The sequence below is a fragment of the Pseudomonas sp. PLMAX genome (assembly GCF_046042685.1).
GTDB lineage: Bacteria > Pseudomonadota > Gammaproteobacteria > Pseudomonadales > Pseudomonadaceae > Aquipseudomonas > Aquipseudomonas putida_AE.
Genome location: NZ_CP064949.1, coordinates 539,880 through 565,716 on the forward strand (window position 1 = coordinate 539,880; position 25,837 = coordinate 565,716).

A 25,837-nucleotide genomic window follows, 5' to 3' on the forward strand; every position below is an offset into this window, starting at 1 on the left:
GCCCCACATTGGAATGCGGTCGAATGTGGGAGCGGGCTTGCTCGCGAAGAACGATAACGCGGTAATTCTGACGGAATCAGCGACTCTGGCGTTGTTGTAACAACAAATTGCTGAAGCCTGCGCCCGCCAATTGTTTCTGCGCAGTGGTCAGTTGCTCACGATTGCTGAACGGTCCAACCAGCACCCGATACCAGGTCTCGTCCTTCACCGTGCCGGATTCAACCGCCACAGCCTGCCCCAGCAGAATGATCTGCGCGCGAACCTTGTCCGCATCAGTCTCTTTGCGGAACGAGCCCGCCTGCAGGAAAAACTTCGTCACCGGCGCAGCCTTGACCGGTGGCGCAGGTGGCGGGGTAATCCCGGACAAAGCAGCCTGGGCGCGCGCCGTATCGATCTTCGCCGCTTCCGCCGGTGTAACCGGTGTCGTCGGAATCGCAGGCACTTGCGGCGTCGGCAGGGTTTTCTCCGGTACGGCGTCCGGCGGCACGATGACTTCCGATTCCGGCAGCAAAGTGTAGAAGTCGTATTTCGGCTTCACCGGTTGCGTCGGGCTCGGCGGGGTCTTGTTGGCCTCGGCGATCTTGGTGGCTTTCTGTTGCTGTTCCACCTTCTCGCGCTTGACCGTGTCGCTGCCCTTGCCCGGCTCCAGTTTCATCAGGAACACGATGAATGCACCGACCGTCAGGCCGATGGCCATCCACAGCCAACCCGGGATCGGTTGCTTCGCTGGAGCTTGGTAACGGCTGGCGCCACGCTTGGGTGCAGGTTTTTTCTTGGCAGCCAACTTACATACGCTCCAGAGTTTCCAGGCCCAAGAGTTCCAGGCCTTGCTTGAGAGTGCGACCGGTCAGCGCGGCGAGGCGCAGGCGGCTCTGCATTTGCGCCGGGGTGTCGGCGGCGAGGATCGGGCAGTTCTCGTAGAAGCTGGAGAACAGGCCGGCGACGTCGTACAGGTAGGTGCAGAGGATGTGCGGCGTGCCTTTCTCGGCCACATTGTTCAGCACTTCGCCAAACTGCGCGAGTTTTGCCGCCAGTTCGTGTTCGTGCGCTGCTTCGAGCACGATCTGGCCTTCGACTTCGCTGAAGTCCTTGCCGAGTTTGCGGAACACGCCAGCCACGCGGGTGTAGGCGTACAGCAAGTAGGGCGCGGTATTGCCTTCGAAGTTCAGCATCAGGTCGAAGTTGAAGCTGTAGTCGCTGGTGCGGTGCTTGGACAGGTCGGCATATTTCACCGCCCCTATGCCCACGACCCTGGCGATGTTGCGCAGGTCGGCTTCAGCCAGTTCAGGGTTCTTGTCCTTGACCAGGGTGTAGGCGCGTTCCTGGGCTTCGGTCAGCAGGTCGATCAGCTTCACGGTGCCACCATCACGGGTCTTGAACGGACGGCCGTCAGCGCCGTTCATGGTGCCGAAGCCCATGTGTTCCATTTCCATCGGATGGGTCACGAAACCGGCCTTGCGGGCCACGGCGAACACCTGCTGGAAGTGCAGGGCCTGACGCTGGTCGACGAAGTACAGCGCGCGGTCGGCCTTGAGCTTGCCGCTGCGGTAGCGCACGGCAGCCAGGTCGGTGGTGGCATAGAGGTAGCCGCCGTCGGCCTTGACGATGATCACCGGCAGCGGGTCGCCATCGGCGTTCTTGAACTCGTCGAGGAACACGCACAGGGCGCCGTTGCTCTCGACCAGCATGCCGGCGGCCTTGAGGTCGTTGACCACGTTGATCAGGTCGTCGTTGTAGGCGCTTTCGCCCATCACGTCGGCCATGGTCAGCTTGACGTTCAGCAGTTCGTAGATCTTCTGGCAGTGGGACAGCGAGATGTCCTTGAACTTGGTCCACAGGGCCAGGCAATCGGCATCGCCGGCCTGCAACTTGACCACCAGGCCACGGGCGCGGTCGGCGAATTCTTCGGATTCATCGAAGCGTTGCTTGGCGGCGCGGTAGAAGTTTTCCAGGTCCGACAGCTCGTCGCTGGTGATCGGGTTTTCCTGCAGGTACGCCATCAGCATGCCGAACTGGGTGCCCCAGTCGCCGACGTGGTTCTGGCGGATCACTTCGTCGCCGAGGAATTCGAGCACGCGGGCCACGCCGTCGCCAATGATGGTCGAGCGCAAGTGGCCGACGTGCATTTCTTTGGCCAGGTTAGGGGCCGACAGGTCGACCACGGTGCGCTGGACCGGGCCGGCCTTGCGCACGCCGATGTTGGCGTCGGCCAGGGCGGCGTCCAGGCGCGAAGCCAGGGCGTCGGTGTTCTGGAAGAAGTTCAGGAAGCCTGGACCTGCGATTTCGGCCTTGGAGACGTTTTCGTCAGCTGGCAGCGCGGCGATGATTTTTTCCGCCAGGTCGCGCGGCTTCATGCCGGCCGGTTTGGCCAGCATCATGGCGATGTTGCTGGCGAAGTCGCCGTTCTTCTTGTCGCGGGAGTTCTCCACCTGGATCGCCGGCGACAGGCCTTCAGGCAACACACCTTCGTTGACGAGTTGGGTGATGGCTTGTTGGATCAGCTGGCGAATGGTGTCTTTCATGGTCTTCTCTTTCGACCGCTGGCGCGGCGGCGCATCGTGCGCTGGTGGAAAAACTGGGCATTATCCGTTGCCGGGGCGGGCTTGCCAACCTTAGCAGGCAGCTTGTGGATATGTGGTAACAATTAGGGCCCCTTCGCGAGCAAGCCCGCTCCCACAATGAATCTGCGGTGTTCATACCTTATGTGTCAGGCACAAAACCCATGTGGGAGCGGGCTTGCTCGCGAATGCGATCTCAAAATCAATACAAATCGACGGGATCCACATCGAGCGACCAACGCACCGCCCGCCCACTCGGCATCTGCTCCAAAACCAGCAACCAACTGGCAAGCAACCGATGCAGCGGCGCCCTTGCCGTAGCCTGCAACAACAACTGCGCACGATAGCGCCCGGCCCGCCGTTCCATCGGCGCCGGCACCGGCCCGAGCAGTTCGATGCCGGTCAGATTCTGTTCGGCCAGCAGGCGTTCGGCCTCGCTGCACGCTTCATCCAGAAAGCCTTCGGCCTGCCCTGGCTTGTGTGCCTCGGCCCGCAGCAGCGCCAGATGCGCAAACGGCGGCAATCCCGCCGCGCGCCGCTCGCTCAAGGCCTGCTCGGCAAAGGCGAAGTAACCCTGTTCGGTCAATTGCACCAGCAGCGGATGGTCGGCCAGGTGTGTCTGGATGATCACCTTGCCCGGCTCTTCCGCCCGGCCTGCTCGACCGGCGACCTGGACAATCAGTTGCGCCATGCGCTCGCTGGCGCGGAAGTCGCCGGAGAACAGCCCGCCATCGGCATCCAGGATCGAGACCAGGGTCACCCGTGGAAAGTGGTGGCCCTTGGCGAGCATCTGCGTGCCCACCAGGATGCAGGGCTGGCCTTTCTGGATGGTCGCGAACAACTGGTTCATGGCGTCCTTGCGCGACGTGCTGTCGCGGTCGACTCGCAGCACCGGATAGTCCGGGAACAGGATCCCCAGGCGTTCCTCTGCCCGTTCGGTACCGGCCCCCACGGGGCGCAAGTCGACCTTGTTGCACTTGGGGCACTGGCGCGGCACGCGTTCGACATACCCGCAATGATGACAGCGCAGCTCGCCGTAGCGCTGGTGGACGGTCATGCGCGCATCGCAGCGTTGGCACTCGGACATCCAGCCGCAGTCGTGACACAGAAGGGTCGGCGCAAATCCGCGGCGGTTGAGGAATACCAGCACCTGCTGGCCGGCAGCGAGTGTCTGGCCGATGGCTTGTTGCATGGGTCCGGAAATGCCGCTGTCCAGTGGACGGCTTTTCACATCCAGGCGCAGGAAGCGTGGTTGCTTGGCGCCGCCAGCGCGCTCGTTCAGCCGCAGCAGGCCATAGCGGCCGGTGTAGGTGTTGTGCAGGCTTTCCAGGGAGGGCGTGGCGGAGCCCAGGACAATCGGGATGTTTTCCTGTCGAGCCCTGACCAACGCCAGGTCGCGCGCGTGGTACCGCAAGCCTTCCTGCTGTTTATAGGAGCCGTCGTGCTCTTCGTCGATGATGATCAGCCCCGGGTTTTTCATCGGCGTGAACAGCGCCGAGCGGGTGCCGATTATGATGTCGGCTTCGCCGTCGCGGGCGGCGAGCCAGGCTTCGAGGCGTTCGCGATCATTGACCGCCGAGTGAATCAGCGCGATGCGCGCGTTGAAACGCTGCTCGAAGCGCGCCAGGGTCTGCGGGCCGAGGTTGATTTCCGGGATCAGCACCAGCGCCTGCTTGCCGGCTTCCAGGGTTTCGCGGATCAGTTGCAGATAGACTTCGGTCTTGCCGCTGCCGGTAACGCCGGCGAGGAGGAACGCGTGGTAACTGTCGAACCCGGCGCGAATGGCTTCATAGGCTGCCCGCTGTTCCGGGTTGAGTGGCAGTTCGGGTTGGGCCAGCCAGTGTTCGTGTCGGGCACCGGGGGCGTGCCTGCGGATTTCGACCTGGACCAATTCCTTGGCCAGCAACAGATCGAGGCTGTCCTTGCTTAGCATCAGCTTGCTCAGCAACTGATGGGCGACGCCGTGGGGGTGCTGGGCCAGCGTTGCCAGGGCTTCGCGCTGGCGCGGGGCACGGGCGATTCGCGGGTCGTCGAGGCTGGCGCCTGGTGCGGCGGACCAGAAGCGCTCCTGGCGCGCCTCGGCCAGTTCGCCCTGGCGCAGCAATACCGGCAGCGCCCAACTCAACGTGTCGCCGAGGCTGTGCTGGTAGTACTGCGAGGTCCACAGGCACAGCTTGAACAGCGCAGGCGGCAACGGCGGCGTGGCATCGAGCAGTGCGAGGGCGGGCTTGAGTTTTTCCGCCGGCACTTCGCTGGTGTCGGTGACTTCCACCAGGATCCCGATCATCTCCCGCCGGCCAAACGGCACCCGCAAGCGCATGCCGGGGTGCAACTGCGCACGCAGCACGCCGGCGGGCGCCCGGTAGTCGAACAGGCGGCGCAGGGGCGAAGGCAAGGCGAGGCGCAGAATGGCGTCGGGCACGCGGGGGAGTCTCGATTAACAGGCAATGAAGGGTTTGACACATAACCACAAGGATCGCGCTTTGGGTCGGGAGCCTAGCAGACGACCGGTTTGAGGGACAGCTTGCGTGATTGGCATTGTCTGGTAGAATCCGCGGCCTAATTACGTGCGGTATTCAACAATAGTGTTGGGTGGCGGCACGCTAGCCTGAGGAAAACACCATGAAAGCTGATATCCATCCAGAATACCCAGCAGTTGCTGTTACCTGCAGCTGCGGCAACAAGTTCGAAACCCGTTCGACCTTCGGCAAAGCCCTGGCGATCGACGTTTGCAACGAATGCCACCCGTTCTACACCGGTAAGCAGAAGACTCTGGACACTGGCGGCCGCGTTCAGCGCTTCGCAGACCGTTTCGGTGCTTTCGGTGCGAAAAAGGCCTAAGGCCGATCAACCTGGGAAAACCTCACCGTTTTTCCATGCTGATGAAAAAGGCGTCCCCCGGGACGCCTTTTTTGTGCCTGTGATTTGGCTGCAAAGGTCAATCTAAAAATATTGTAGACATTTTTCAATGGGATTGTGAACAGTCTATCCCTTGTGTTCCGTGGCTCTTGGCCCAAAGTCGTAGGGGCGGGCGCTTGACAGGGGTGACCGGTCAGTCTTGTGGGGATTTTGCTAGGCGCGTATCCTCGCTGACCAGTCTGTCCAACAGTAAAAGCGGAATGCCAAAATGTCTGATCTGAAAACTGCCGCTCTCGAATATCACGCCAATCCTCGTCCAGGGAAGCTGAGTGTCGAGCTCACCAAGGCCACCGCTACCGCCCGCGACCTGTCGCTGGCCTACAGCCCCGGCGTAGCTGAACCAGTACGCGAGATCGCCCGCGATCCTGAGCTGGCCTACAAATACACCGGTAAAGGCAACCTGGTTGCAGTCATTTCCGATGGCACCGCGATTCTGGGCCTGGGTAACCTCGGCCCATTGGCTTCCAAGCCAGTGATGGAAGGTAAGGGCGTGCTGTTCAAGCGCTTCGCCGGCATCGACGTTTTCGACATCGAAGTCGACTCCGAAAGCCCGCAAGCCTTCATCGACACCGTCAAGCGCATCTCCATCACCTTCGGTGGCATCAACCTGGAAGACATCAAGGCACCTGAGTGCTTTGAGATCGAACGTGCCCTGATCGAGCAGTGCGACATCCCGGTATTCCACGACGACCAGCACGGCACCGCCATCGTGACCGCGGCCGGCATGATCAACGCCCTGGAAATCGCCGGCAAAACCCTGGCTGACGCCAAGATCGTCTGCCTGGGTGCCGGTGCGGCCGCCATCTCCTGCATGAAATTGCTGGTGAGCATGGGCGCCAACATCGAAAACATCTACATGGTCGACCGTACCGGCGTGATTCACTCCGGCCGTGACGACCTGAACCAGTACAAGGCCGTCTTCGCTCACGCGACCGACAAGCGCACCCTGGCAGACGCCCTGCAAGGCGCAGACGTGTTCGTCGGCCTGTCTGGCCCGAACCTGCTGAGCCCGGAAGGCCTGAAGTCCATGGCAGCCAACCCGATCGTGTTCGCTTGCTCGAACCCGGATCCGGAAATCTCCCCGGAGCTGGCGCACGCCACCCGTGACGACGTGATCATGGCCACCGGCCGTTCGGACTACCCGAACCAGGTCAACAACGTCCTGGGCTTCCCGTTCATCTTCCGTGGCGCCCTGGACGTTCGCGCCAAGCGCATCAACGAAGAGATGAAAGTGGCTGCGGCCAACGCCCTGCGCGAACTGGCCAAGCTGCCAGTGCCTCAGGAAGTGTGCGACGCGTACGGCGGCATCGCGCTGGAATTCGGTCGTGAGTACATCATTCCGAAACCAATGGACGCCCGCCTGATCACCGTGATCTCCGATGCCGTGGCCAAGGCTGCAATCGAGACCGGCGTTGCAACCCTGCCGTATCCGAAGAACTACCCGCTGAAAAGCGTGGATGACGTGTTCAACGGCTAAGTCGTTGTAGCGCTTCAACCAAAAGCCCCGGCTTGTGAAAGTCGGGGCTTTTTTATGCCTGATGGTTTTGTATTGTCTGTCAGGCCATCGCCAGCAGGCTAGCTCCCACATTGGAATGCGTTCCCTGTGGGAGCCAGCCTGCTGGCGATGGTCTGACAGGAAGCCCGGGTAAAAAGAAGCCCCGCTTTCTGAAGAAGAGCGGGGCTTTCTGTTGGGTCCTGCGATCAGAACAAATCGATCGGTGCCGCTTCATCCGCCGGCAGCGGGCTGCCTGGCGCATTGCCGTTGCCCAGCTCATTGCCCGTCGGCGGCGTATCTTCGACCTTGAACAGTTCGAAGTAGGCTCCTGGCGTGCCTGGAGTGGCTGCACGGCCACTGACAGGGTCTACCCGCAGGCTGAGGATGCCTTCCGGCTCTGGCTGGGTGTGTGGCGGCATGTCTTTGAGCGCAGCGCCCATGTAGTTCATCCAGATCGGCAGGGCGACGGTGCCGCCAAACTCCTTGCGACCCAGGCTTTCGGGCTGGTCGAAGCCGGTCCAGACGGTGGTGACGTAATCGGCGTTGTAGCCGGAGAACCAGGCGTCCTTGGATTCGTTGGTGGTGCCGGTCTTGCCGGCGATGTCGCCACGACCCAGGGCCAGCGCGCGACGGCCAGTACCGAGCTTGATCACGTCTTCTAGCATGCTGTTGAGGATGTAGGTTGTCCGTCCATCGACAATGCGCTCAGCCACGGCAGGCGTTTGCGCTGCCGATTGCTCGCCCGGCGCCTGGCCAGGTGTTGCATTGACCGTAAAGGCTTCGGCGGCAGGTGCGGCGATACCGTCGGTCGCGACAACGCCTTTTGGCACGCTGGGCGGGTTGGCGACGAACAGCGTGTCGCCGTTGCGGCTTTCGATCTTGTCGATGATGTACGGGGTGATCTTGTAGCCGCCGTTGGCGAAGGTGCTCCAGCCCGTGGCGATTTCCATCGGCGTCAGGGTCGCGGTACCCAGGGCCAGGGACAGGTTGGGCGGCAGGTCCTGCTTGTTGAAGCCAAAGCGGCTGATGTAGTCGATGGTCTTGCCAACGCCCATCGCCTGTAGCAGGCGGATCGAAACCAGGTTGCGCGACTTGTAGAGCGCTTCGCGCAGGCGGATCGGACCGAGGAAGGTGTTAGTATCGTTTTTCGGACGCCAGACCTTGTCCAGGTACTCGTCGACAAACACGATCGGTGCGTCGTTCACCAGGCTGGAGGCGGTGTAGCCGTTATCCAGTGCCGCGCTGTAGACGAACGGCTTGAAGCTCGAACCCGGCTGGCGCTTGGCCTGAAGGGCGCGGTTGTAGTTGCTCTGCTCAAAGGCGAAACCGCCGACCAGCGAGCGGATGGCGCCGTTTTGCGGGTCAAGGGAGACCAGTGCGCCCTGGGCCTGGGGGATCTGGCTGAATTTCAGCGAGTTGTCCGCCTGGCGCTGCACGCGAATCAGGTCGCCGACCTGGGCTACGTCCGACGGTTGTTTCGGATTGGCGCCCATGCTGTTGGTGTTCAGGAACGGGCGAGCCCATTTCATGCTGTCCCAGCCAACGTGTTCGCTGCCGGTGCGGGTCAGCACCTGCAGGCCGCTCTTGTCGACCTGGGTGACGATGGCCGGTTCAAGGCCGCTGATGGTGCGTTGCTTGGTCAGTTCGGTTGCCCACGCCTCGCGCGTCTTGCCCGGCAGGCGGGACTCGGGGCCCCGATAGCCATGACGCTGGTCATAGGTCATCAAGCCTTCGTGGACGGCGGTGTTGGCCATTTCCTGAAGGTTGCTCGGCACCGTGGTGATAACGCGGAAACCTTCGGTGTATGCATCGCTGCCATAGCGACCGACCATTTCGGCGCGGGCCATCTCGGCGATGTAGGGCGCGTTCACTTCCGGCGTCGGCACGTGATAGCTGGCGTTCAGGGGCTCGTTGACGGCGGTGGTGTAGTCGGCTTCGCTGATCTTGCCCAGCTTGTACATGCGCCCCAGGATCCAGTCGCGACGCTCCTTGCTGCGGGCCGGGTTGGCCAGCGGGTTGAATCGCGAAGGGGCCTTGGGCAGGCCGGCGATCATCGCCATCTGCGCCAGGCTGATGTCGCGAATCGACTTGCCGTAATACACCTGCGCCGCCGCTTCGATGCCGTAGGCACGGTTGCCCAGATAGATCTTGTTGACGTAGAGCTCGAGGATTTCGTCCTTGGTCAGCTGTCGTTCGATCTGCAGGGCCAGGAGGATCTCGGTGGTTTTGCGCGAGAAGCTGCGTTCGCTGGTCAGGAAGAAGTTTTTTGCCACCTGCATGGTGATAGTGCTGCCGCCGGACTGGATATGGCCGCTTTTTACCAGTTGCGTGGCAGCGCGCATCAGGCTGCTGGGATCGACGCCGTAATGGTTGGCGAAGTTGTCGTCTTCAGCACTTAGTAACGCATTAATGAAATTGGGGGGAATGTCGGCGAAACGGATCGGTGTGCGGCGCATTTCGCCGAATTCTGCGATCAACTTGTTATCGCTGCTGTAGACCCGCAAAGGGATCTGCAACTGGATGCTTCTCAGTGCCTCTACGGACGGTAATCCGGGACTAAGGTAAAGAAACGCCCCACTCAGACCCAGAAGCAGTCCGCAGAATACGGCGACGATGGACCAACCGAAAAATTTCAGCAGACGAATCAAGGCTTTTGGACATCCAGGGTAAAAAATGAATTTGGCATCAGGGTTCAGGCTAAAGGCGAACGACCCGCGCTTGAGAAAAAGCGGAAAAAAACGCTGGGCATTATAAGCATTTTTCCGTCCATGGCGTTATTTGCGCTGCTGTCAAGACGGGTGGTTTGAACGCAACCCCCGTTATGGAGTCCGTAACACACGGAAAGTCATAGGGAATTTGGTAGTGCCAGGACTCTTCAATAAAAAGGCCAGGTCGCTCCTGGGCATCGATATCAGCTCGACATCGGTGAAGCTGCTGGAGCTGAGCCGGCAGGGCAATGGCTATCGTGTCGAAGCCTACGCGGTCGAGTCGTTACCCCCCAGTGCGGTCATCGAGAAAAATATCGCCGAGCTCGATGGCGTGGGCCAGGCCTTGACGCGTGTGCTGGCCAAGGCTCGCACCAGTCTCAAGGGCGTTGCCGTGGCCGTGGCCGGTTCGGCGGTGATCACCAAGACCATCGAGATGGATGCCGGCCTTTGCGACGACGAGATGGAAGACCAGCTGAAGATCGAGGCCGATCAGTACATTCCTTATCCGCTGGACGAAGTGGCCATCGATTTCGAAGTCCAGGGCGCGTCAGTGCGCAATCCTGAGCGGGTCAACGTGTTGCTGGCCGCCTGTCGCAAGGAAAACGTCGAAATCCGTGAGGCAGCCTTGGCCCTGGCGGGCCTGACTGCGCGTGTGGTCGACGTCGAGGCCTATGCCCTGGAGCGATCGTTCAGCTTGCTGAAGAGCCAGGGAGGGGGCTTGCAAGGGCGACTGGTGGCGGTGGTCGATGTTGGAGCAACCATGACCACCCTGAGCGTGCTGCATGACGGGCGGATCATCTACACCCGCGAGCAATTGTTTGGTGGCCGCCAGCTCACCGAGGACATTCAGCGCCGATACGGCCTGACCGTCGAGCAGGCCGGCCTGGCGAAGAAGCAGGGCGGTTTGCCGGACGATTATGTCAGCGTTGTGTTGCAGCCGTTTCGTGAGGCCCTGGTGCAGCAAGTGTCGCGTTCGTTGCAGTTCTTCTTTGCTTCGGGCCATTACACCGCGGTCGACCACATACTGCTGGTGGGCGGGACCGCGTCGGTGTCCGGTCTGGACCAGTTGATCGAGCAGCAATTGGGCACGCCGACCCGGGTGGCCAATCCGTTTGCCGACATGACCTTGAGCAGCAAGGTCAACGCCGCGGCCCTGGCCAGCGATGCGCCCGCGCTGATGATTGCCTGCGGGCTGGCCCTCAGGAGTTTCGACTGATGGCCCGGATCAATCTATTACCCTGGCGCGAAGAGCGGCGTGAGCAGCGGCGCAAGCGCTTTCTCCTGGTGTTGGTGGGTGTGCTGGCGGGATCGGCAGGTGCACTGGTCATTGCCAACCAGGTCATCAGCAGCGCCATCGAGCGGCAGATTGCGCGTAACGATTACATCGGCAAGCAGATCGCCGTGGTCGACGAGCGGATCAAGCAGATCAGTGATCTCAAGGCTCGTCGTCAGCAATTGGTCGAGCGTATGCGCATCATCCAGGACCTGCAGGGCAATCGCCCGATCAGCGGGCGAATTTTTGATCAGCTGGCGCGGACCTTGCCCGATGGCGTGTATTTCACTGAAGTCAAAATGGCCGGCAAGACCTTGTCCATCACCGGTGCGGCGCAATCGAACAACCGTGTTTCAGACCTGATGCGTAACCTGGACCAGTCCGACTGGTTCGACGCGCCCAGTCTCACTGAAGTCAAGGCGACGGCCGCGGGGCAACTCGACCAGGCCAATGTTTTTCAGTTGACCGTTCGTCAGACCCAGCCTGCGGCTGGGGAGGACAGCGAATGAGTCCGTCCGAATGGATTGAAGGGTTGCGCCGGATCGACATCACCGAGCTGGACAGCAGCAACATGGGTTCCTGGCCGCCCGCGATCAAGATCCTGATGGGCATTGTGGTCGCAGTACTGGTGCTGTCGATCGGCTACAACTTTTCCACGAGCGAGCTGGAACATCAGCTCGAACTCAAGCGCGAGGAGGAGTCTACCCTCAAGGAGCAATTTGCCAGCAAATCCCACATGGCGGCGAATCTGCAGCTCTACACCCAGCAGATGAAGGAGATGGAAAACTCCTTCGGCGTACTGTTACGGCAACTGCCCAGCGACACCGAAGTCCCCGGCTTGCTGGAAGACATCACGCGAACGGGGCTGGGCAGTGGCCTGGAGTTCGAAGAGATCAAGCTGCTGCCGGAGGTCTCCCAGCCGTTCTACATCGAGTTGCCGATCCAGATCACGGTCACCGGCGCCTATCACGACCTGGCCACTTTCGTCAGTGGCGTGGCCGGATTGCCGCGTATCGTCACCCTGCATGATTTCGACCTGGCGCCGATCAATCCCGACGCCGGTCCGAAGTTACGCATGAGCATCCTGGCCAAGACCTACCGTTACAACGACAAGGGGCTGCAATGATGAGCCGGCTTCGTGGTTTTTCGCCAGTGATGTTGATGGTCGTATTGGCGGGCTGTGGCGGCGGCGATGATGTCAGTGACCTGGACGCCTACATGAACGAAATGCGCCTGCGGGCACCGGGCAAGATTGAACCAACGCCGACATTCCGGTCTTACCCCACATTCACCTATAACGCCGCCAACCTGCGCAGCCCGTTTTCCCGGCAGATCAAAGTCGATCTGGCATTCAAGCAGGGGGCGCGTTATGTCCAGCCGGACCCCAACCGGGTAAAGCAGTACCTCGAGGGCTTCAATATCGAGCAGTTTGAAATGGTCGGCACCCTCTCCAATGCCACGGGCTCCTTTGCCCTGTTGCGCGGCGCCGGTGGGGTGCATCGGCTGAAAGTCGGTGATTACCTGGGGCGTAACGATGGCCGGATTGTCGCCATCAGTGGTTCGCAAGTCGATGTGGTGGAAATCGTTCCCGACGGCGAAGGTGCCTGGCTGGAGCGACCGCGGACCCTTCCTTTGAAAGAGCATTCATAGTGGAACCCGTACGATGAACAGGATTTTCTCCGCCCTCGGAGTATCGCTATGGATAGCGTTGCTGTCGCCGATGGTACAAGCGGCCACCCTCAAGACGCTGGATGTCGCCGCGTTGCCGGGAGATCGCGTCGAGTTGAAGCTGGTGTTCGACGAGCCACCCCCGGCGCCCCGTGGCTACACCACGGAATCTCCCGCCAGGATTGCCCTGGATCTTCCCGGCGTGGTCAGTCAGCTGGCGAGCAAGACTCGCGACCTGGGCAATGGCAATGCCCGCAGCGCGACGGTGGTGGAGGCCAAGGACCGTGCGCGGCTGATCATCAATCTCAACCAGCTGAGCCCCTATGACTTCCGGGTCGAAGGCAACAACCTCTTTGTAGTGGTCGGGCAGGGCGGCAAAAGCCCGACCCCGCGAACGGCCGCTACCGCCGTCCCGGTTCCGGCGCCCAAGCGCGCGGTTGCGCCGGCGGGCAAGGCCATTCGTGCGGTGGATTTCCAGCGTGGTACCCAGGGCGAAGGCAATGTCGTGATTGATCTGTCGGACCCGTCCATTGCACCGGATATTCAGGAACGCGAAGGCAAGATCATTCTCGGATTTGCCAGGACCCGATTGCCCGAGCCATTGCGCGTACGCCTGGACGTCAAGGATTTCGCCACCCCGGTTCAGTTCGTCAATGCCAGTGCCAGCGGGGATAAGGCGACGATCACCATTGAACCCGGCGGCGCCTTCGATTACTCAACCTATCAGACCGACAACAAGCTGACCGTCAGCGTCCGCCCGATGACGGTCGACGACCTGCAAAAGCGCAACGCCGACCGCAATGCCTACACCGGTGAAAAGCTCTCGCTGAATTTCCAGGACATCGACGTGCGCTCAGTGCTGCAACTGATCGCCGATTTCACCAACCTCAATCTGGTCGCCAGTGACACGGTGCAGGGGGGCATTACCCTGCGCCTGCAAAATGTACCCTGGGACCAGGCACTGGACCTGGTGCTGAAAACCAAGGGCCTGGACAAGCGCAAGGTGGGTAATGTGCTGCTCGTCGCGCCAGCCGACGAAATTGCGGCCCGTGAACGTCAGGAGCTGGAGTCGCAGAAGCAGATTGCCGACCTGGCGCCGCTGCGTCGGGAGCTTTTGCAGGTCAATTACGCCAAGGCGGCCGATATCGCCAAACTGTTCCAGTCGGTGACCAGTGCCGAGGCGAAAGCCGACGAACGGGGATCGATCACCGTCGATGAGCGCACCAACAACATCATTGCCTACCAGACCCAGGACCGTCTCGACGAACTGCGGCGAATCGTTGCGCAGCTGGATATCCCGGTGCGTCAGGTGATGATCGAGGCGCGCATAGTCGAAGCCAACGTCGACTACGACAAGAGCCTTGGCGTGCGCTGGGGTGGCGCGATCAAGAAAGGCAACTGGAATGCCTCCGGTGTCGGTAACGGCGCCAACGACAGCAGCGCCAGCTCGCCGTTCGTCGACCTGGGGGTCGCCAACAATACGTCGGGCATCGGCATTGCCTTCATCACCGACAACGTCTTGCTGGACCTTGAATTGACGGCCATGGAAAAGACCGGTAACGGCGAAATCGTCTCGCAACCCAAGGTGGTCACCTCCGACAAGGAGACCGCGAAGATCCTCAAGGGCACCGAGATTCCCTACCAGGAAGCCAGCTCCAGCGGCGCAACCTCGGTCTCGTTCAAGGAGGCGTCGCTGTCGCTGGAGGTGACGCCGCAGATCACGCCGGACAACCGGATCATCATGGAGGTCAAGGTCACCAAGGATGAGCCGGACTACCTGAACAAGGTCCAGGATGTGCCGCCGATCAAGAAAAACGAGGTCAACGCCAAGGTCCTGGTCAACGATGGCGAGACCATCGTCATTGGGGGTGTTTTCTCAAATACTCAGAGCAAGGTTGTAGATAAGGTGCCATTTCTTGGCGATGTGCCGTATCTTGGCCGCCTTTTCCGGCGCGACGTGGTTTCGGAGAAAAAATCCGAGCTGTTGGTGTTTCTCACTCCGCGTATCATGAATAACCAGGCGATTGCTGTGAGTCGTTGATTCTGTGCGAAATTTGATACTTGTAGGACCGATGGGGGCTGGAAAAAGCACCATCGGCCGATTGCTGGCCAAAGAGTTGCGCTTGCCATTCAAAGATTCCGATAAGGAAATTGAATTACGCACGGGCGCCAATATCCCATGGATCTTCGACAAGGAAGGCGAACCGGGCTTTCGTGAGCGCGAGCAGGCAATGATCGCCGAGCTGTGCGATTACGACGGCGTGGTGCTGGCGACCGGCGGCGGGGCAGTCATGCGCGAAGCCAATCGTCGGGCGCTGCGCGCCGGCGGACGGGTGGTCTACCTGCATGCCTCTGTCGAGCAGCAGGTCGGCCGCACGTCCCGCGACCGCAATCGGCCATTGCTGCGCACGGCCGATCCGGCCAAGACCCTGAGGGATCTGTTGGCGATCCGTGACCCCCTGTATCGGGAAATTGCCGATCTGGTGGTGGAAACGGATGAACGACCGCCGCGAATGGTCGTGCTCGATATCCTGGAGCGTCTGCAGCAATTGCCGCCCCGTTAAAGCGCCGCCCGAAATGCGCTATCCTCGGCGTCCAGCCATGACCGCTCAAGGTTGTGGCGAACGGCCGACGAACGGCGTCACACAACAGTGGCCGTAGACATTCGTTAACTCAAGGCAGGTTGCCTGATTCCATCTTCACTGTGGGGACACATGCAGACACTCAAGGTCGATCTAGGCGAGCGCAGCTACCCGATTCATATTGGCGAAGGTTTGTTGGACCAGCCCGAGCTGCTGGCCCCGCATATTCGCGGACGGCAAGTGGCGATCATTTCCAATGAAACCGTCGCGCCGCTCTACCTCGAACGTCTGACCCGCAGCCTTGCGCAGTTCTCGGTGATTTCCGTGGTGCTGCCCGACGGCGAAGCCTTCAAGACCTGGGAAACCCTGCAGCTGATCTTCGATGGCCTGCTGACCGCGCGGCATGATCGACGCACCACGGTGATCGCCTTGGGTGGCGGCGTGATTGGCGACATGGCCGGTTTCGCGGCGGCTTGCTACCAGCGCGGTGTCGACTTCATCCAGGTTCCGACCACGCTGCTGTCGCAGGTCGACTCTTCGGTGGGTGGCAAGACCGGGATCAACCATCCGCTGGGCAAGAACATGGTCGGTGCCTTCTATCAGCCGAACGTCGTACTGATCGACACCGCCTCCCTCAATACCCTGCCGGCCCGCGAGCTGTCCGCCGGCCTGGCCGAAGTCATCAAGTACGGGCTGATTTGCGACGAGCCGTTCCTCACCTGGCTCGAAGAAAACGTCGACCGCCTGCGCAATCTGGATCAGCAAGCCCTGACCTATGCCATCGAGCGCTCCTGTGCGGCCAAGGCGGCCGTGGTCGGCGCCGACGAGAAGGAGACCGGCGTGCGGGCAACGCTCAACCTGGGTCACACCTTCGGTCACGCCATCGAAACCCATATGGGCTATGGTGTCTGGTTGCATGGTGAAGCGGTGGCTGCTGGCACTGTAATGGCTCTGGAAATGTCCGCGCGCCTGGGATGGATTACCGAACAGGAGCGCGATCGCGGCATTCGCCTGTTCCAGCGCGCCGGCCTGCCGGTCATCCCGCCTGAAGAGATGACGCAAGCCGATTTTCTCGAACACATGGCAATTGACAAGAAAGTGATCGACGGTCGTTTGCGCCTGGTGCTGCTGCGCCACATGGGCGAAGCGGTGGTGACCGACGATTATCCGAAAGAGGTTCTACAGGCCACGCTGGGAGCGGATTACCGCGCCCTGGCTCAGCTTAAAGGTTAATAAGAACGCGATGACTAGTTTGCATGCCGACGAGGCTTTCCTCGGCCATTACCAGTTGAGTCATGACCCTTTTGCTCCACGGGTTCCTGGCTTCAAATTTTTCCCAGCCCAGCGCAAGCCGGTGCTGGGGCAGTTGCACCATCTGGCGCGGTATAGCCAGTTGCTATTGGTGGTTACAGGTCCACATGGCAGCGGCAAGACCCTGCTGCGTCAGGCCCTGGTGGCCAGCACCAACAAGCAGACCGTGCAGAGCGTGGTGGTTTCCGCCCGTGGTGCCGGTGATTCGGCTGGCCTGTTGCACCAGGTCGCCCAGGCACTGAACGTTGCCCAGGCCGAGATCGGTGCAATCCTCAAGCAGGTGGTGCAGCTGGCTCTCACCGGGCAGGAAGTCTATCTGCTGGTCGATGATGCCGAGCAGCTCGACGAGTCCGCGCTCGAAGCCTTGATGGCCCTGGCCGCGGGTGCGCCGGAAGGCCGTCCGCATGTGTTCCTGTTCGGCGAGTCGTCGATGATCGCCCAGCTCGAGGCTTTGCAACTCGAGGAAGAGCGCTTCCACGTCATCGAGCTGCAGCCTTACACCGAAGAGGAAACCCGCGAATACCTCGACCAGCGGCTCGAAGGCGCTGGCCGGGGTATCGAACTTTTCACCGCAAATCAGATCTCTGATATTCACGAAAGCTCCGAGGGTTGGCCTGGCAACATCAACCAGGTTGCCCGCGATGCGATGATCGAAGCCATGATTGCCAGCCGCTCCGCGGTAAAGCGTCCAAGTATGGGGTTCAATATGCCGAAGAAACACGTATTGGCGATTTCCGCCGTCGTTGTGGTCGCGGTAGCTGCCGCCTGGTTGATGCCGGGTCGCAGCAAAGCACCGACCACGGGGGCGCCTGCCAACGAACAGGCGCAACTGCCGCTCGGCCAGGGTTCGCCACAAGCGGGTGGTGCTCCGGCCGTTGAATTCGCCGGCAACACGCAGCCGACGCCATTGCCGTTGGTCGGCAATTCGCAACCGGTCATGCGTGAGCCGCTGGCCGAAGCGGCGGGTGGCATCACCGAGGGCGATGACGGCGTGCCGGTCGAGGGTTCCAGCGCGACACCGCCGACCGTGACCACCATTGCACCGCCAGCAGGCGTTCCGGCCGGTCCTGCACCAACGCCAACCGCCAAGCCGACGCCAGCGCCGACCCAGGTCGCTACCGCCAAGCCAGCGCCTGCTCCGGCTGCCAAGCCGGCCCCAGCGCCGGCCAAGCCAGCCGCCGCTGCCGCCAAACCGGCCGAGAAACCAGCGACCGTCGCCAAGGCAGCCGGTGGCACCTGGTACGCAGGTCAAGCGCCGGGTAATTACGTGGTGCAGATCCTCGGCACCAGCTCCGAAACGGCCGCGCAAAGCTTCGTCAAGGAGCAGGGCGGCGAGTACCGTTACTTCAAGAAAGTCCTCAACGGCAAACCGCTCTACGTGATCACCTACGGCAATTTCGCCAATCGTGATGCAGCCGTTTCCGCCATCAAGGCCTTGCCAGCGAAGGTTCAGGCTGGTAAACCTTGGCCACGCTCTGTCGCCAGCGTCCAACAGGAACTGGCAACAGCTCGCTGAAGATTCGGCGGCCTTACCCAGGCCGCCTCTCCAAGCACCTCAATATTTCTGCACGGCATGCCGCCTCTACAGGCCGCGTGCCTTGTGGTGTCTGCGTCACAGTAGTCTTTGAGTCGTTGCGGTCAAAATTAAAAAAGTTTTGACTAGCACAGCGGATCGCTTTAAACCTTTCACAAATGCGACATAGATTTGCGACATTTCGTCGCCAAATTTGTGAGGCCAAGTGTCGGTGTGTACAATGACCTCCCTTTTGCCCCCGCAAAGCTGGCGTACGTTCGGCGCGGATGGTAAGTGGTTGAATTGAAAAGAAATTTGCCTCGACAAGAGGCAGCCTGGTGAGAAAGTGTCTATGAAAGCAGGTCTGTACCAACCAGATGAATTCAAGGATAACTGCGGTTTCGGCCTGATTGCCCATATGCAGGGCGAGCCCAGTCATACCCTTTTGCAAACGGCCATCGAGGCCCTGACCTGCATGACCCACCGCGGTGGGATTAATGCTGACGGCAAGACCGGTGACGGTTGCGGTCTGCTGATTCAAAAGCCGGACGTATTCCTGCGAGCCATCGCCCAGGAAACGTTCGGCGTCGAACTGCCCAGGCAATACGCGGTGGGCATGGTCTTCTTCAACCAGGACCCGGTCAAAGCCGAGGCTGCTCGCGAGAACATGAACCGCGAGATCCTGGCTGCCGGCCTGTCCCTCGTCGGCTGGCGCAAAGTGCCGATCGACACCAGCGTCCTAGGCCGCCTGGCCCTTGAGCGCCTGCCACAGATCGAGCAGGTGTACATCGGTGGCGAAGGCCTGAGCGACCAGGACATGGCCGTCAAGCTGTTCACCTCCCGTCGTCGTTCATCGGTGGCCAACGCCGCCGATACCGACCACTACGTCTGCAGCTTTTCGCACAAGACCATCATCTACAAAGGCCTGATGATGCCGGCGGACCTGACCGCCTTCTATCCAGACCTGAGCGATGAGCGCCTGCAAACTTCGATTTGCGTGTTCCACCAGCGCTTCTCCACCAACACCCTGCCGAAATGGCCGCTGGCTCAACCGTTCCGCTTCCTGGCGCACAACGGCGAAATCAACACCATCACCGGCAACCGCAACTGGGCCGTGGCCCGTCGCACCAAGTTCAGCAACGACCTGATGGACCTGGAAGAGCTCGGCCCGCTGGTCAACCGCGTCGGCTCCGACTCCTCGAGCATGGACAACATGCTGGAGCTGATGGTCACCGGTGGCATCGACCTGTTCCGTGGCGTGCGGATGATCATTCCGCCTGCGTGGCAGAACGTCGAGACCATGGACCCGGATCTGCGTGCGTTCTACGAATACAACTCGATGCACATGGAACCGTGGGACGGCCCGGCCGGCGTGGTAATGACCGACGGTCGCTACGCGGTGTGCCTGCTCGACCGTAACGGTCTGCGTCCGGCGCGTTGGGTCACCACCAAGAACGGTTTCATCACCCTGGCGTCGGAAATCGGTGTCTGGAACTACCAGCCTGAAGACGTGATCGCCAAGGGCCGCGTTGGCCCGGGCCAGATCTTTGCCGTGGACACCGAAACCGGTCAGATCCTCGACACCGATGCGATCGACAACCGCCTGAAGTCCCGTCATCCGTACAAGCAATGGCTGCGCAAGAATGCCCTGCGCATCCAGGCGACCATGGAGGACAACGACCACGGTTCGGCGTTCTACGACGTCGATCAGCTCAAGCAATACATGAAGATGTACCAGGTCACGTTCGAAGAGCGCGACCAGGTGCTGCGTCCACTGGGCGAGCAGGGCTACGAAGCCGTGGGCTCGATGGGCGACGATACGCCGATGGCCGTGCTGTCCCAGCGCGTGCGTACGCCGTACGACTATTTCCGCCAGCAGTTCGCGCAGGTGACCAACCCGCCGATCGACCCGCTGCGTGAAGCCATCGTCATGTCGCTGGAGATCTGCCTCGGTGCCGAGCGCAACATCTTCCAGGAGTCGCCGGAACACGCTTCGCGCGTGATCCTCAGCTCGCCGGTCATTTCCCCGGCCAAGTGGCGCTCGCTGATGAACCTCGATCGTCCGGGCTTCGAACGCCAGAAAATCGACCTCAACTACGACGAAAGCATCGGTCTGGAAGCTGCGATCCGCAACGTTGCCGATCAGGCTGAAGAAGCCGTGCGCGCCGGTCGTACGCAGATCGTCCTGAGTGACCGTCACATTGCCCCGGGCAAGTTGCCGATCCACGCCTCCCTGGCCACCGGTGCGGTACACCACCGCCTGACCGAGAAGGGCCTGCGTTGCGACTCCAACATCCTGGTGGAAACCGCAACCGCGCGTGACCCGCACCACTTCGCCGTGCTGATAGGTTTCGGCGCCTCTGCCGTTTATCCGTTCCTGGCGTATGAAGTGCTGGGCGACCTGATCCGTACCGGTGAAGTGCTGGGCGACCTCTACGAGGTGTTCAAGAACTACCGTAAAGGCATCACCAAGGGCCTGCTGAAGATCCTGTCGAAGATGGGTATCTCGACCATCACGTCGTACCGTGGTGCGCAGTTGTTCGAAGCCATCGGCCTGTCCGAGGAAGTCTGCAACCTGAGCTTCAAGGGCGTACCGAGCCGCATCAAGGGTGCGCGTTTCGTCGATATCGAAGCCGAGCAGAAAGCCCTGGCCACCGAAGCCTGGAGCCCGCGCAAGCCGATCCAGCAGGGCGGCCTGCTGAAATTCGTCCACGGTGGCGAATATCACGCCTACAACCCGGACGTGGTCAACACCCTGCAAGCCGCTGTGCAGCAGGGTGACTATAGCAAGTTCAAGGAATACACATCGCTGGTGGACAACCGCCCGGTGTCGATGATCCGCGACCTGCTGAAAGTCAAAACCCTCGACACGCCATTGGATATCAGCGAGATCGAACCGCTGGAGTCGGTGCTCAAGCGCTTCGACTCCGCCGGTATCTCCCTGGGCGCCCTGTCGCCTGAAGCTCACGAAGCCCTGGCCGAAGCCATGAACCGCCTTGGTGCGCGTTCCAACTCCGGCGAAGGCGGCGAAGACCCGGCGCGCTACGGCACCATCAAGAGCTCGAAAATCAAGCAGGTTGCCACCGGCCGTTTCGGTGTGACTCCGGAATACCTGGTCAACGCTGAAGTGCTGCAGATCAAGGTCGCCCAGGGCGCCAAGCCAGGCGAGGGCGGTCAGCTGCCAGGGGGCAAGGTCAACGGTCTGATCGCCAAGCTGCGTTACGCAGTGCCGGGCGTGACCCTGATCTCGCCGCCACCGCACCACGACATCTACTCGATCGAAGACTTGTCGCAGCTGATTTTCGACTTGAAACAAGTCAACCCGAAGGCGCTGGTTTCCGTGAAGCTGGTAGCGGAAGCGGGCGTCGGCACCATCGCCGCCGGTGTGGCCAAGGCCTATGCGGACTTGATCACCATCTCCGGCTACGATGGCGGTACCGGTGCATCGCCGCTGACCTCGATCAAATACGCGGGCGCTCCGTGGGAACTCGGCCTGGCCGAAACCCACCAGACCCTGCGCGGCAACGACCTGCGCGGCAAAGTCCGGGTACAAACTGACGGCGGCCTGAAAACCGGCCTCGACGTGATCAAGGCGGCCATCCTCGGCGCTGAAAGCTTCGGCTTCGGCACTGCGCCAATGATCGCCCTGGGCTGCAAATACCTGCGCATCTGCCACCTGAACAACTGCGCCACCGGCGTCGCGACCCAGAACGAGAAGCTGCGCAAGGATCACTACATCGGTACCGTCGACATGGTGGTGAACTTCTTCACCTACGTCGCCGAAGAAACCCGTGAGTGGCTGGCCAAGCTGGGCGTGCGCTCCCTCGAAGAGCTGATCGGCCGTACCGATCTGCTGGAAGTCCTCGAAGGCCAGACCGCCAAGCAGCATCACCTCGACCTGACTCCGTTGCTGGGCAGCGACCACGTGCCGGCGGACAAGCCGCAGTTCTGCGGCGTGGAACGTAACCCGCCGTTCGACAAGGGTCTGCTGGCCGAGAAAATGGTCGACATGGCCACCTCGGCGATCAACGACAAGAGCGGCGCCGAATTCGCCCTGGATATCTGCAACTGCGACCGTTCCATCGGCGCGCGGATCTCCGGTGACATCGCCCGTAAGCACGGCAACCAGGGCATGGCTAACGCGCCGATTACGTTCCGCTTCAAAGGCACGGCCGGTCAGAGCTTCGGTGTGTGGAACGCCGGCGGCCTGAACATGTACCTGGAAGGTGACGCCAACGACTACGTCGGCAAGGGCATGACCGGCGGCAAGCTGGTGATCGTTCCGCCCAAGGGCAGCATCTACAAGACCCAGGACAGTGCCATCATCGGCAACACCTGTCTGTACGGCGCCACTGGCGGCAAGCTGTTCGCCGCCGGTACCGCGGGTGAGCGTTTTGCCGTGCGTAACTCCGGTGCCCACACCGTCGTGGAAGGCACTGGCGATCACTGCTGCGAGTACATGACCGGTGGTTTCGTCTGCGTCCTGGGCAAGACCGGTTATAACTTCGGCTCTGGCATGACCGGCGGTTTCGCCTACGTGCTCGACCAGGACAACACATTCGTTGACCGGGTCAACCACGAACTGGTGGAAATCCAGCGGATCAGCGGCGAGGCGATGGAAGCCTACCGTAGCCACCTGCAACGCGTGCTGAACGAGTACGTCGAGGAAACCGACAGCGAGTGGGGTCGTGAGCTCGCCGAGAACCTCGATGATTACGTGCGTCGTTTCTGGCTGGTCAAGCCCAAGGCTGCCAACCTGAAGTCGTTGCTTTCCAGCACCCGTGCCAACCCGCAGTGATATGCGCCTGAAGAGTTTGATGAGGTTTTAAAATGGCTGAACGTCTGAATAATGACTTCCAGTTCATCGAGGTCGGGCGCAAGGATCCGAAGAAGAAACTGTTGCGTCAACGCAAGAAAGAGTTCGTGGAAATCTACGAACCGTTCAAACCCCAGCAGTCGGCCGACCAGGCCCACCGCTGCCTGGGTTGCGGTAACCCGTATTGCGAATGGAAGTGCCCGGTGCACAACTTCATTCCCAACTGGCTCAAGCTGGTGGCCGAGGGCAACATCCTCCAGGCCGCCGAACTGTCGCACCAGACCAACACCCTGCCGGAAGTCTGCGGCCGGGTGTGCCCGCAGGACCGTCTGTGCGAGGGTGCCTGCACCCTCAACGACGGCTTCGGCGCGGTGACCATTGGTTCGGTGGAGAAGTACATCACCGACACCGCGTTCGCCATGGGCTGGCGCCCGGACATGTCCAAGGTCAAGCCGACCGGCAAGCGTGTCGCGATCATCGGTGCGGGCCCGGCGGGCCTGGGCTGTGCCGACGTGCTGGTGCGCGGCGGCGTGACCCCGGTGGTGTTCGACAAGAACCCGGAAATCGGCGGTCTGCTGACCTTCGGCATCCCCGAGTTCAAGCTGGAAAAGACCGTGCTGAGCAATCGCCGCGAAGTCTTCACTGGCATGGGCATCCAGTTCCGCCTCAACACCGAGGTGGGCAAGGACGTGACCATGGAGCAACTGCTCGAAGAATACGATGCCGTATTCATGGGCATGGGCACCTACACCTACATGAAGGGCGGCTTCGCCGGTGAAGACCTGCCGGGCGTGTACGACGCGCTGGACTTCCTGATCGCCAACGTCAACCGCAACCTGGGCTTTGAAAAGTCGCCGGAAGATTTCGTCGACATGAAAGGCAAGAAGGTCGTGGTACTGGGCGGTGGCGACACGGCGATGGACTGCAACCGAACCTCGATCCGCCAGGGCGCCAAATCGGTGACCTGCGCCTATCGTCGTGACGAAGCGAACATGCCGGGCTCGCGCAAAGAGGTGAAGAACGCCAAGGAAGAAGGCGTGAAATTCCTCTACAACCGCCAGCCGATCGCCATCGTTGGCGAAGACAAGGTCGAAGGCGTGAAAGTGGTCGAGACCCGTCTCGGCGAACCGGACGCCCGTGGCCGTCGCAGCCCCGAGCCGATCCCGGGCTCCGAAGAGATCATCCCGGCCGACGCCGTGGTCATCGCCTTCGGTTTCCGCCCAAGCCCGGCGCCGTGGTTCGAGCAGTTCAGCATCCAGACCGACAGCCAGGGCCGTGTCGTCGCCCCGGAACAGGGTCAGTACAAGCACCAGACCAGCAACCCGAAAATCTTCGCCGGTGGCGATATGGTGCGCGGTTCCGACCTGGTGGTGACGGCGATCTTCGAAGGCCGTAATGCGGCTGAAGGGATTCTGGATTACCTGGGCGTCTGATCACTTTCTGAAGCTGGAATGCGGTCAAAATGTGGGAGCGGGCTTGCTCGCGAAGAGGGAGTGCCAGTCGACAGTTTTGTTGCCTGACACACCGCATTCGCGAGCAAGCCCGCTCCCACAGTTGTTTCGTGGCGTTACCAATGCCGCGTTTACAGCGCGACAAATTGACCCGATAGACAAAAGGCTGACCTGCATCCGTGCCTTTTACGTCCGGCTCTGAGAAAATGCCCGCACTTTTTTTCCGGATGCCGACATGACTGCCCTGAAGAACGACCGTTTCCTGCGCGCCCTGCTCAAGCAACCCGTAGACGTCACCCCCGTGTGGATGATGCGTCAGGCCGGTCGCTACCTGCCTGAATACCGCGCCAGCCGTGCCAAGGCCGGCGATTTCATGAGCCTGTGCATGAACCCGGCGTTCGCTTGCGAAGTCACGATGCAACCGCTCGACCGCTATCCGCAGCTGGACGCGGCGATCCTGTTCTCCGACATCCTGACCATCCCCGATGCCATGGGCCAAGGCCTGTACTTTGAAACCGGCGAAGGTCCGCGCTTCAGGAAAGTCGTCAGCACCCTGGCCGACATCGAGGCCCTGCCGATTCCTGATCCGCACAAAGACCTGGGCTATGTGATGGACGCGGTCAGCACCATCCGCCGCGAACTGAACGGCCGCGTGCCGCTGATCGGCTTCTCGGGCAGCCCGTGGACCCTGGCCACCTACATGGTCGAAGGCGGCTCGTCGAAAGACTACCGCAAGACCAAAACCATTCTCTACGACAACCCGCAAGCCTTGCACCTGCTGCTGGACAAGCTCGCGCAGACCGTCACCAGCTACCTCAACGGCCAGATCATGGCCGGTGCGCAAGCGGTGCAGATCTTCGACAGCTGGGGTGGCAGCCTCTCGGCGGCGGCGTACCAGGAATTCTCCCTGGCCTACATGAAGAAAATCGTCAGCGGCCTGATCCGCGAGCACGAAGGCCGCAAGGTGCCGGTCATCCTGTTCACCAAGAATGGTGGCCTGTGGCTGGAAAGCATCGCCGACGCTGGCGCGGATGCACTGGGCCTGGACTGGACCTGCGACATCGGCAGCGCCCGTGAACGTGTCGGCAGCAAAGTTGCCCTGCAAGGCAACATGGACCCAACTGTGCTTTACGCCAAGCCGGAAGCGATCCGCGCCGAAGTCGGACGCATCCTCGCCAGCTACGGCAAGGGCAGCGGCCACGTGTTCAACCTCGGCCATGGGATCACCCCGGAAGTCGATCCGGAACATGCCGGCGCTTTCCTGCGCGCGGTGCATGAGTTGTCGGCGCAGTATCACGAATAATTGCGTTCAAATTGTATATAGCCCGTCCGGCCTGGTGCCGGACGGGCTTTTTTATACTAAGTTTTTCTCTCCAATCTAATGGTTGCCTCTTGTAAGATTTTTTTCATTCTGTGTCAGATAAACAATTAAATGGAAAAGTCCTCGTGTAAGTAGCGATTTTCCCTACATATAAATCGCTTTCATCCAAGTAGATTTACAGATCAGTGCTCACCATTGTTGAGCTCAATTGCATTTGACGGC

General features: G+C 61.0%; 17 protein-coding genes. 13 read left to right on the forward strand and 4 right to left on the reverse strand.

Annotated elements, in window-relative coordinates; genetic code table 11:
* Positions 1-76: 76 nt before the first annotated feature.
* From DKB71_RS02495 to DKB71_RS02505, 3 genes are all read right to left on the reverse strand, one after another.
* Complete coding sequence (locus DKB71_RS02495; RefSeq protein WP_046816952.1) at positions 77-784, reverse strand: SPOR domain-containing protein; 708 nt, start codon at positions 782-784, stop codon at positions 77-79.
* 1 nt (position 785) lies between these two features.
* Positions 786-2,522 (reverse strand): arginine--tRNA ligase, encoded by a 1,737-nt coding sequence (argS, locus tag DKB71_RS02500; RefSeq protein ID WP_323626172.1) that lies wholly within the window; start codon positions 2,520-2,522, stop codon positions 786-788.
* Positions 2,523-2,760: 238 nt separating this feature from the next.
* A complete protein-coding gene (locus tag DKB71_RS02505; protein WP_408599528.1) occupies positions 2,761-4,980 on the reverse strand; it encodes a primosomal protein N' in 2,220 nt (739 codons plus the stop codon).
* 200 nt (positions 4,981-5,180) lie between these two features.
* Here DKB71_RS02505 and rpmE point away from each other — a divergent pair, with 200 nt between their 5' ends.
* Together rpmE and DKB71_RS02515 are read left to right on the forward strand one after the other, a co-directional pair.
* Positions 5,181-5,399 carry a 50S ribosomal protein L31 gene (rpmE, locus tag DKB71_RS02510; RefSeq protein ID WP_008047849.1) on the forward strand — a complete coding sequence of 73 codons (219 nt, stop codon included), beginning with the start codon at positions 5,181-5,183 and terminating at the stop codon, positions 5,397-5,399.
* A gap of 286 nt (positions 5,400-5,685) precedes the next feature.
* Entirely contained in the window at positions 5,686-6,954 is a 1,269-nt protein-coding gene (locus DKB71_RS02515) for a malic enzyme-like NAD(P)-binding protein (protein WP_323606487.1), read from the forward strand.
* A 224-nt stretch (positions 6,955-7,178) separates the two neighbouring features.
* Here DKB71_RS02515 and DKB71_RS02520 read toward each other — a convergent pair whose 3' ends face one another.
* Positions 7,179-9,620, reverse strand: a complete 2,442-nt coding sequence (locus DKB71_RS02520) for a penicillin-binding protein 1A (RefSeq protein WP_408599529.1) — start codon at positions 9,618-9,620, stop codon at positions 7,179-7,181.
* Between the two features lie 214 nt (positions 9,621-9,834).
* Here DKB71_RS02520 and DKB71_RS02525 point away from each other — a divergent pair, with 214 nt between their 5' ends.
* From DKB71_RS02525 to hemE, 11 genes are all read left to right on the forward strand, one after another.
* Complete coding sequence (locus DKB71_RS02525; RefSeq protein WP_408599530.1) at positions 9,835-10,896, forward strand: pilus assembly protein PilM; 1,062 nt, start codon at positions 9,835-9,837, stop codon at positions 10,894-10,896.
* Positions 10,896-11,462, forward strand: a complete 567-nt coding sequence (locus DKB71_RS02530) for a PilN domain-containing protein (protein ID WP_408599531.1) — start codon at positions 10,896-10,898, stop codon at positions 11,460-11,462. The genes DKB71_RS02525 and DKB71_RS02530 overlap by 1 nt, the downstream gene beginning before the upstream one ends.
* Complete coding sequence (locus tag DKB71_RS02535) at positions 11,459-12,079, forward strand: type 4a pilus biogenesis protein PilO (protein WP_408599532.1); 621 nt, start codon at positions 11,459-11,461, stop codon at positions 12,077-12,079. The genes DKB71_RS02530 and DKB71_RS02535 overlap by 4 nt, the downstream gene beginning before the upstream one ends.
* Positions 12,079-12,603 carry a pilus assembly protein PilP gene (locus tag DKB71_RS02540; RefSeq protein ID WP_408599533.1) on the forward strand — a complete coding sequence of 175 codons (525 nt, stop codon included), beginning with the start codon at positions 12,079-12,081 and terminating at the stop codon, positions 12,601-12,603. The genes DKB71_RS02535 and DKB71_RS02540 overlap by 1 nt, the downstream gene beginning before the upstream one ends.
* A gap of 13 nt (positions 12,604-12,616) precedes the next feature.
* Positions 12,617-14,662, forward strand: a complete 2,046-nt coding sequence (gene pilQ, locus DKB71_RS02545; RefSeq protein WP_408599534.1) for a type IV pilus secretin PilQ — start codon at positions 12,617-12,619, stop codon at positions 14,660-14,662.
* A gap of 4 nt (positions 14,663-14,666) precedes the next feature.
* Positions 14,667-15,185 carry a shikimate kinase AroK gene (aroK, locus tag DKB71_RS02550; protein WP_032831512.1) on the forward strand — a complete coding sequence of 173 codons (519 nt, stop codon included), beginning with the start codon at positions 14,667-14,669 and terminating at the stop codon, positions 15,183-15,185.
* Positions 15,186-15,335: 150 nt separating this feature from the next.
* Entirely contained in the window at positions 15,336-16,436 is a 1,101-nt protein-coding gene (aroB, locus tag DKB71_RS02555) for a 3-dehydroquinate synthase (protein WP_408599535.1), read from the forward strand.
* Positions 16,437-16,446: 10 nt separating this feature from the next.
* A complete protein-coding gene (locus DKB71_RS02560) occupies positions 16,447-18,030 on the forward strand; it encodes an SPOR domain-containing protein (RefSeq protein WP_408599536.1) in 1,584 nt (527 codons plus the stop codon).
* 349 nt (positions 18,031-18,379) lie between these two features.
* Positions 18,380-22,825, forward strand: a complete 4,446-nt coding sequence (gene gltB / locus DKB71_RS02565) for a glutamate synthase large subunit (RefSeq protein WP_406592752.1) — start codon at positions 18,380-18,382, stop codon at positions 22,823-22,825.
* A gap of 32 nt (positions 22,826-22,857) precedes the next feature.
* The gene (locus tag DKB71_RS02570) at positions 22,858-24,276 is read left to right on the forward strand and encodes an FAD-dependent oxidoreductase (protein ID WP_175389976.1); all 1,419 of its coding nucleotides are present in this window, start codon (positions 22,858-22,860) and stop codon (positions 24,274-24,276) included.
* 253 nt (positions 24,277-24,529) lie between these two features.
* Complete coding sequence (hemE, locus tag DKB71_RS02575; protein WP_408599537.1) at positions 24,530-25,597, forward strand: uroporphyrinogen decarboxylase; 1,068 nt, start codon at positions 24,530-24,532, stop codon at positions 25,595-25,597.
* The last annotated feature ends 240 nt before the right edge of the window (positions 25,598-25,837 follow it).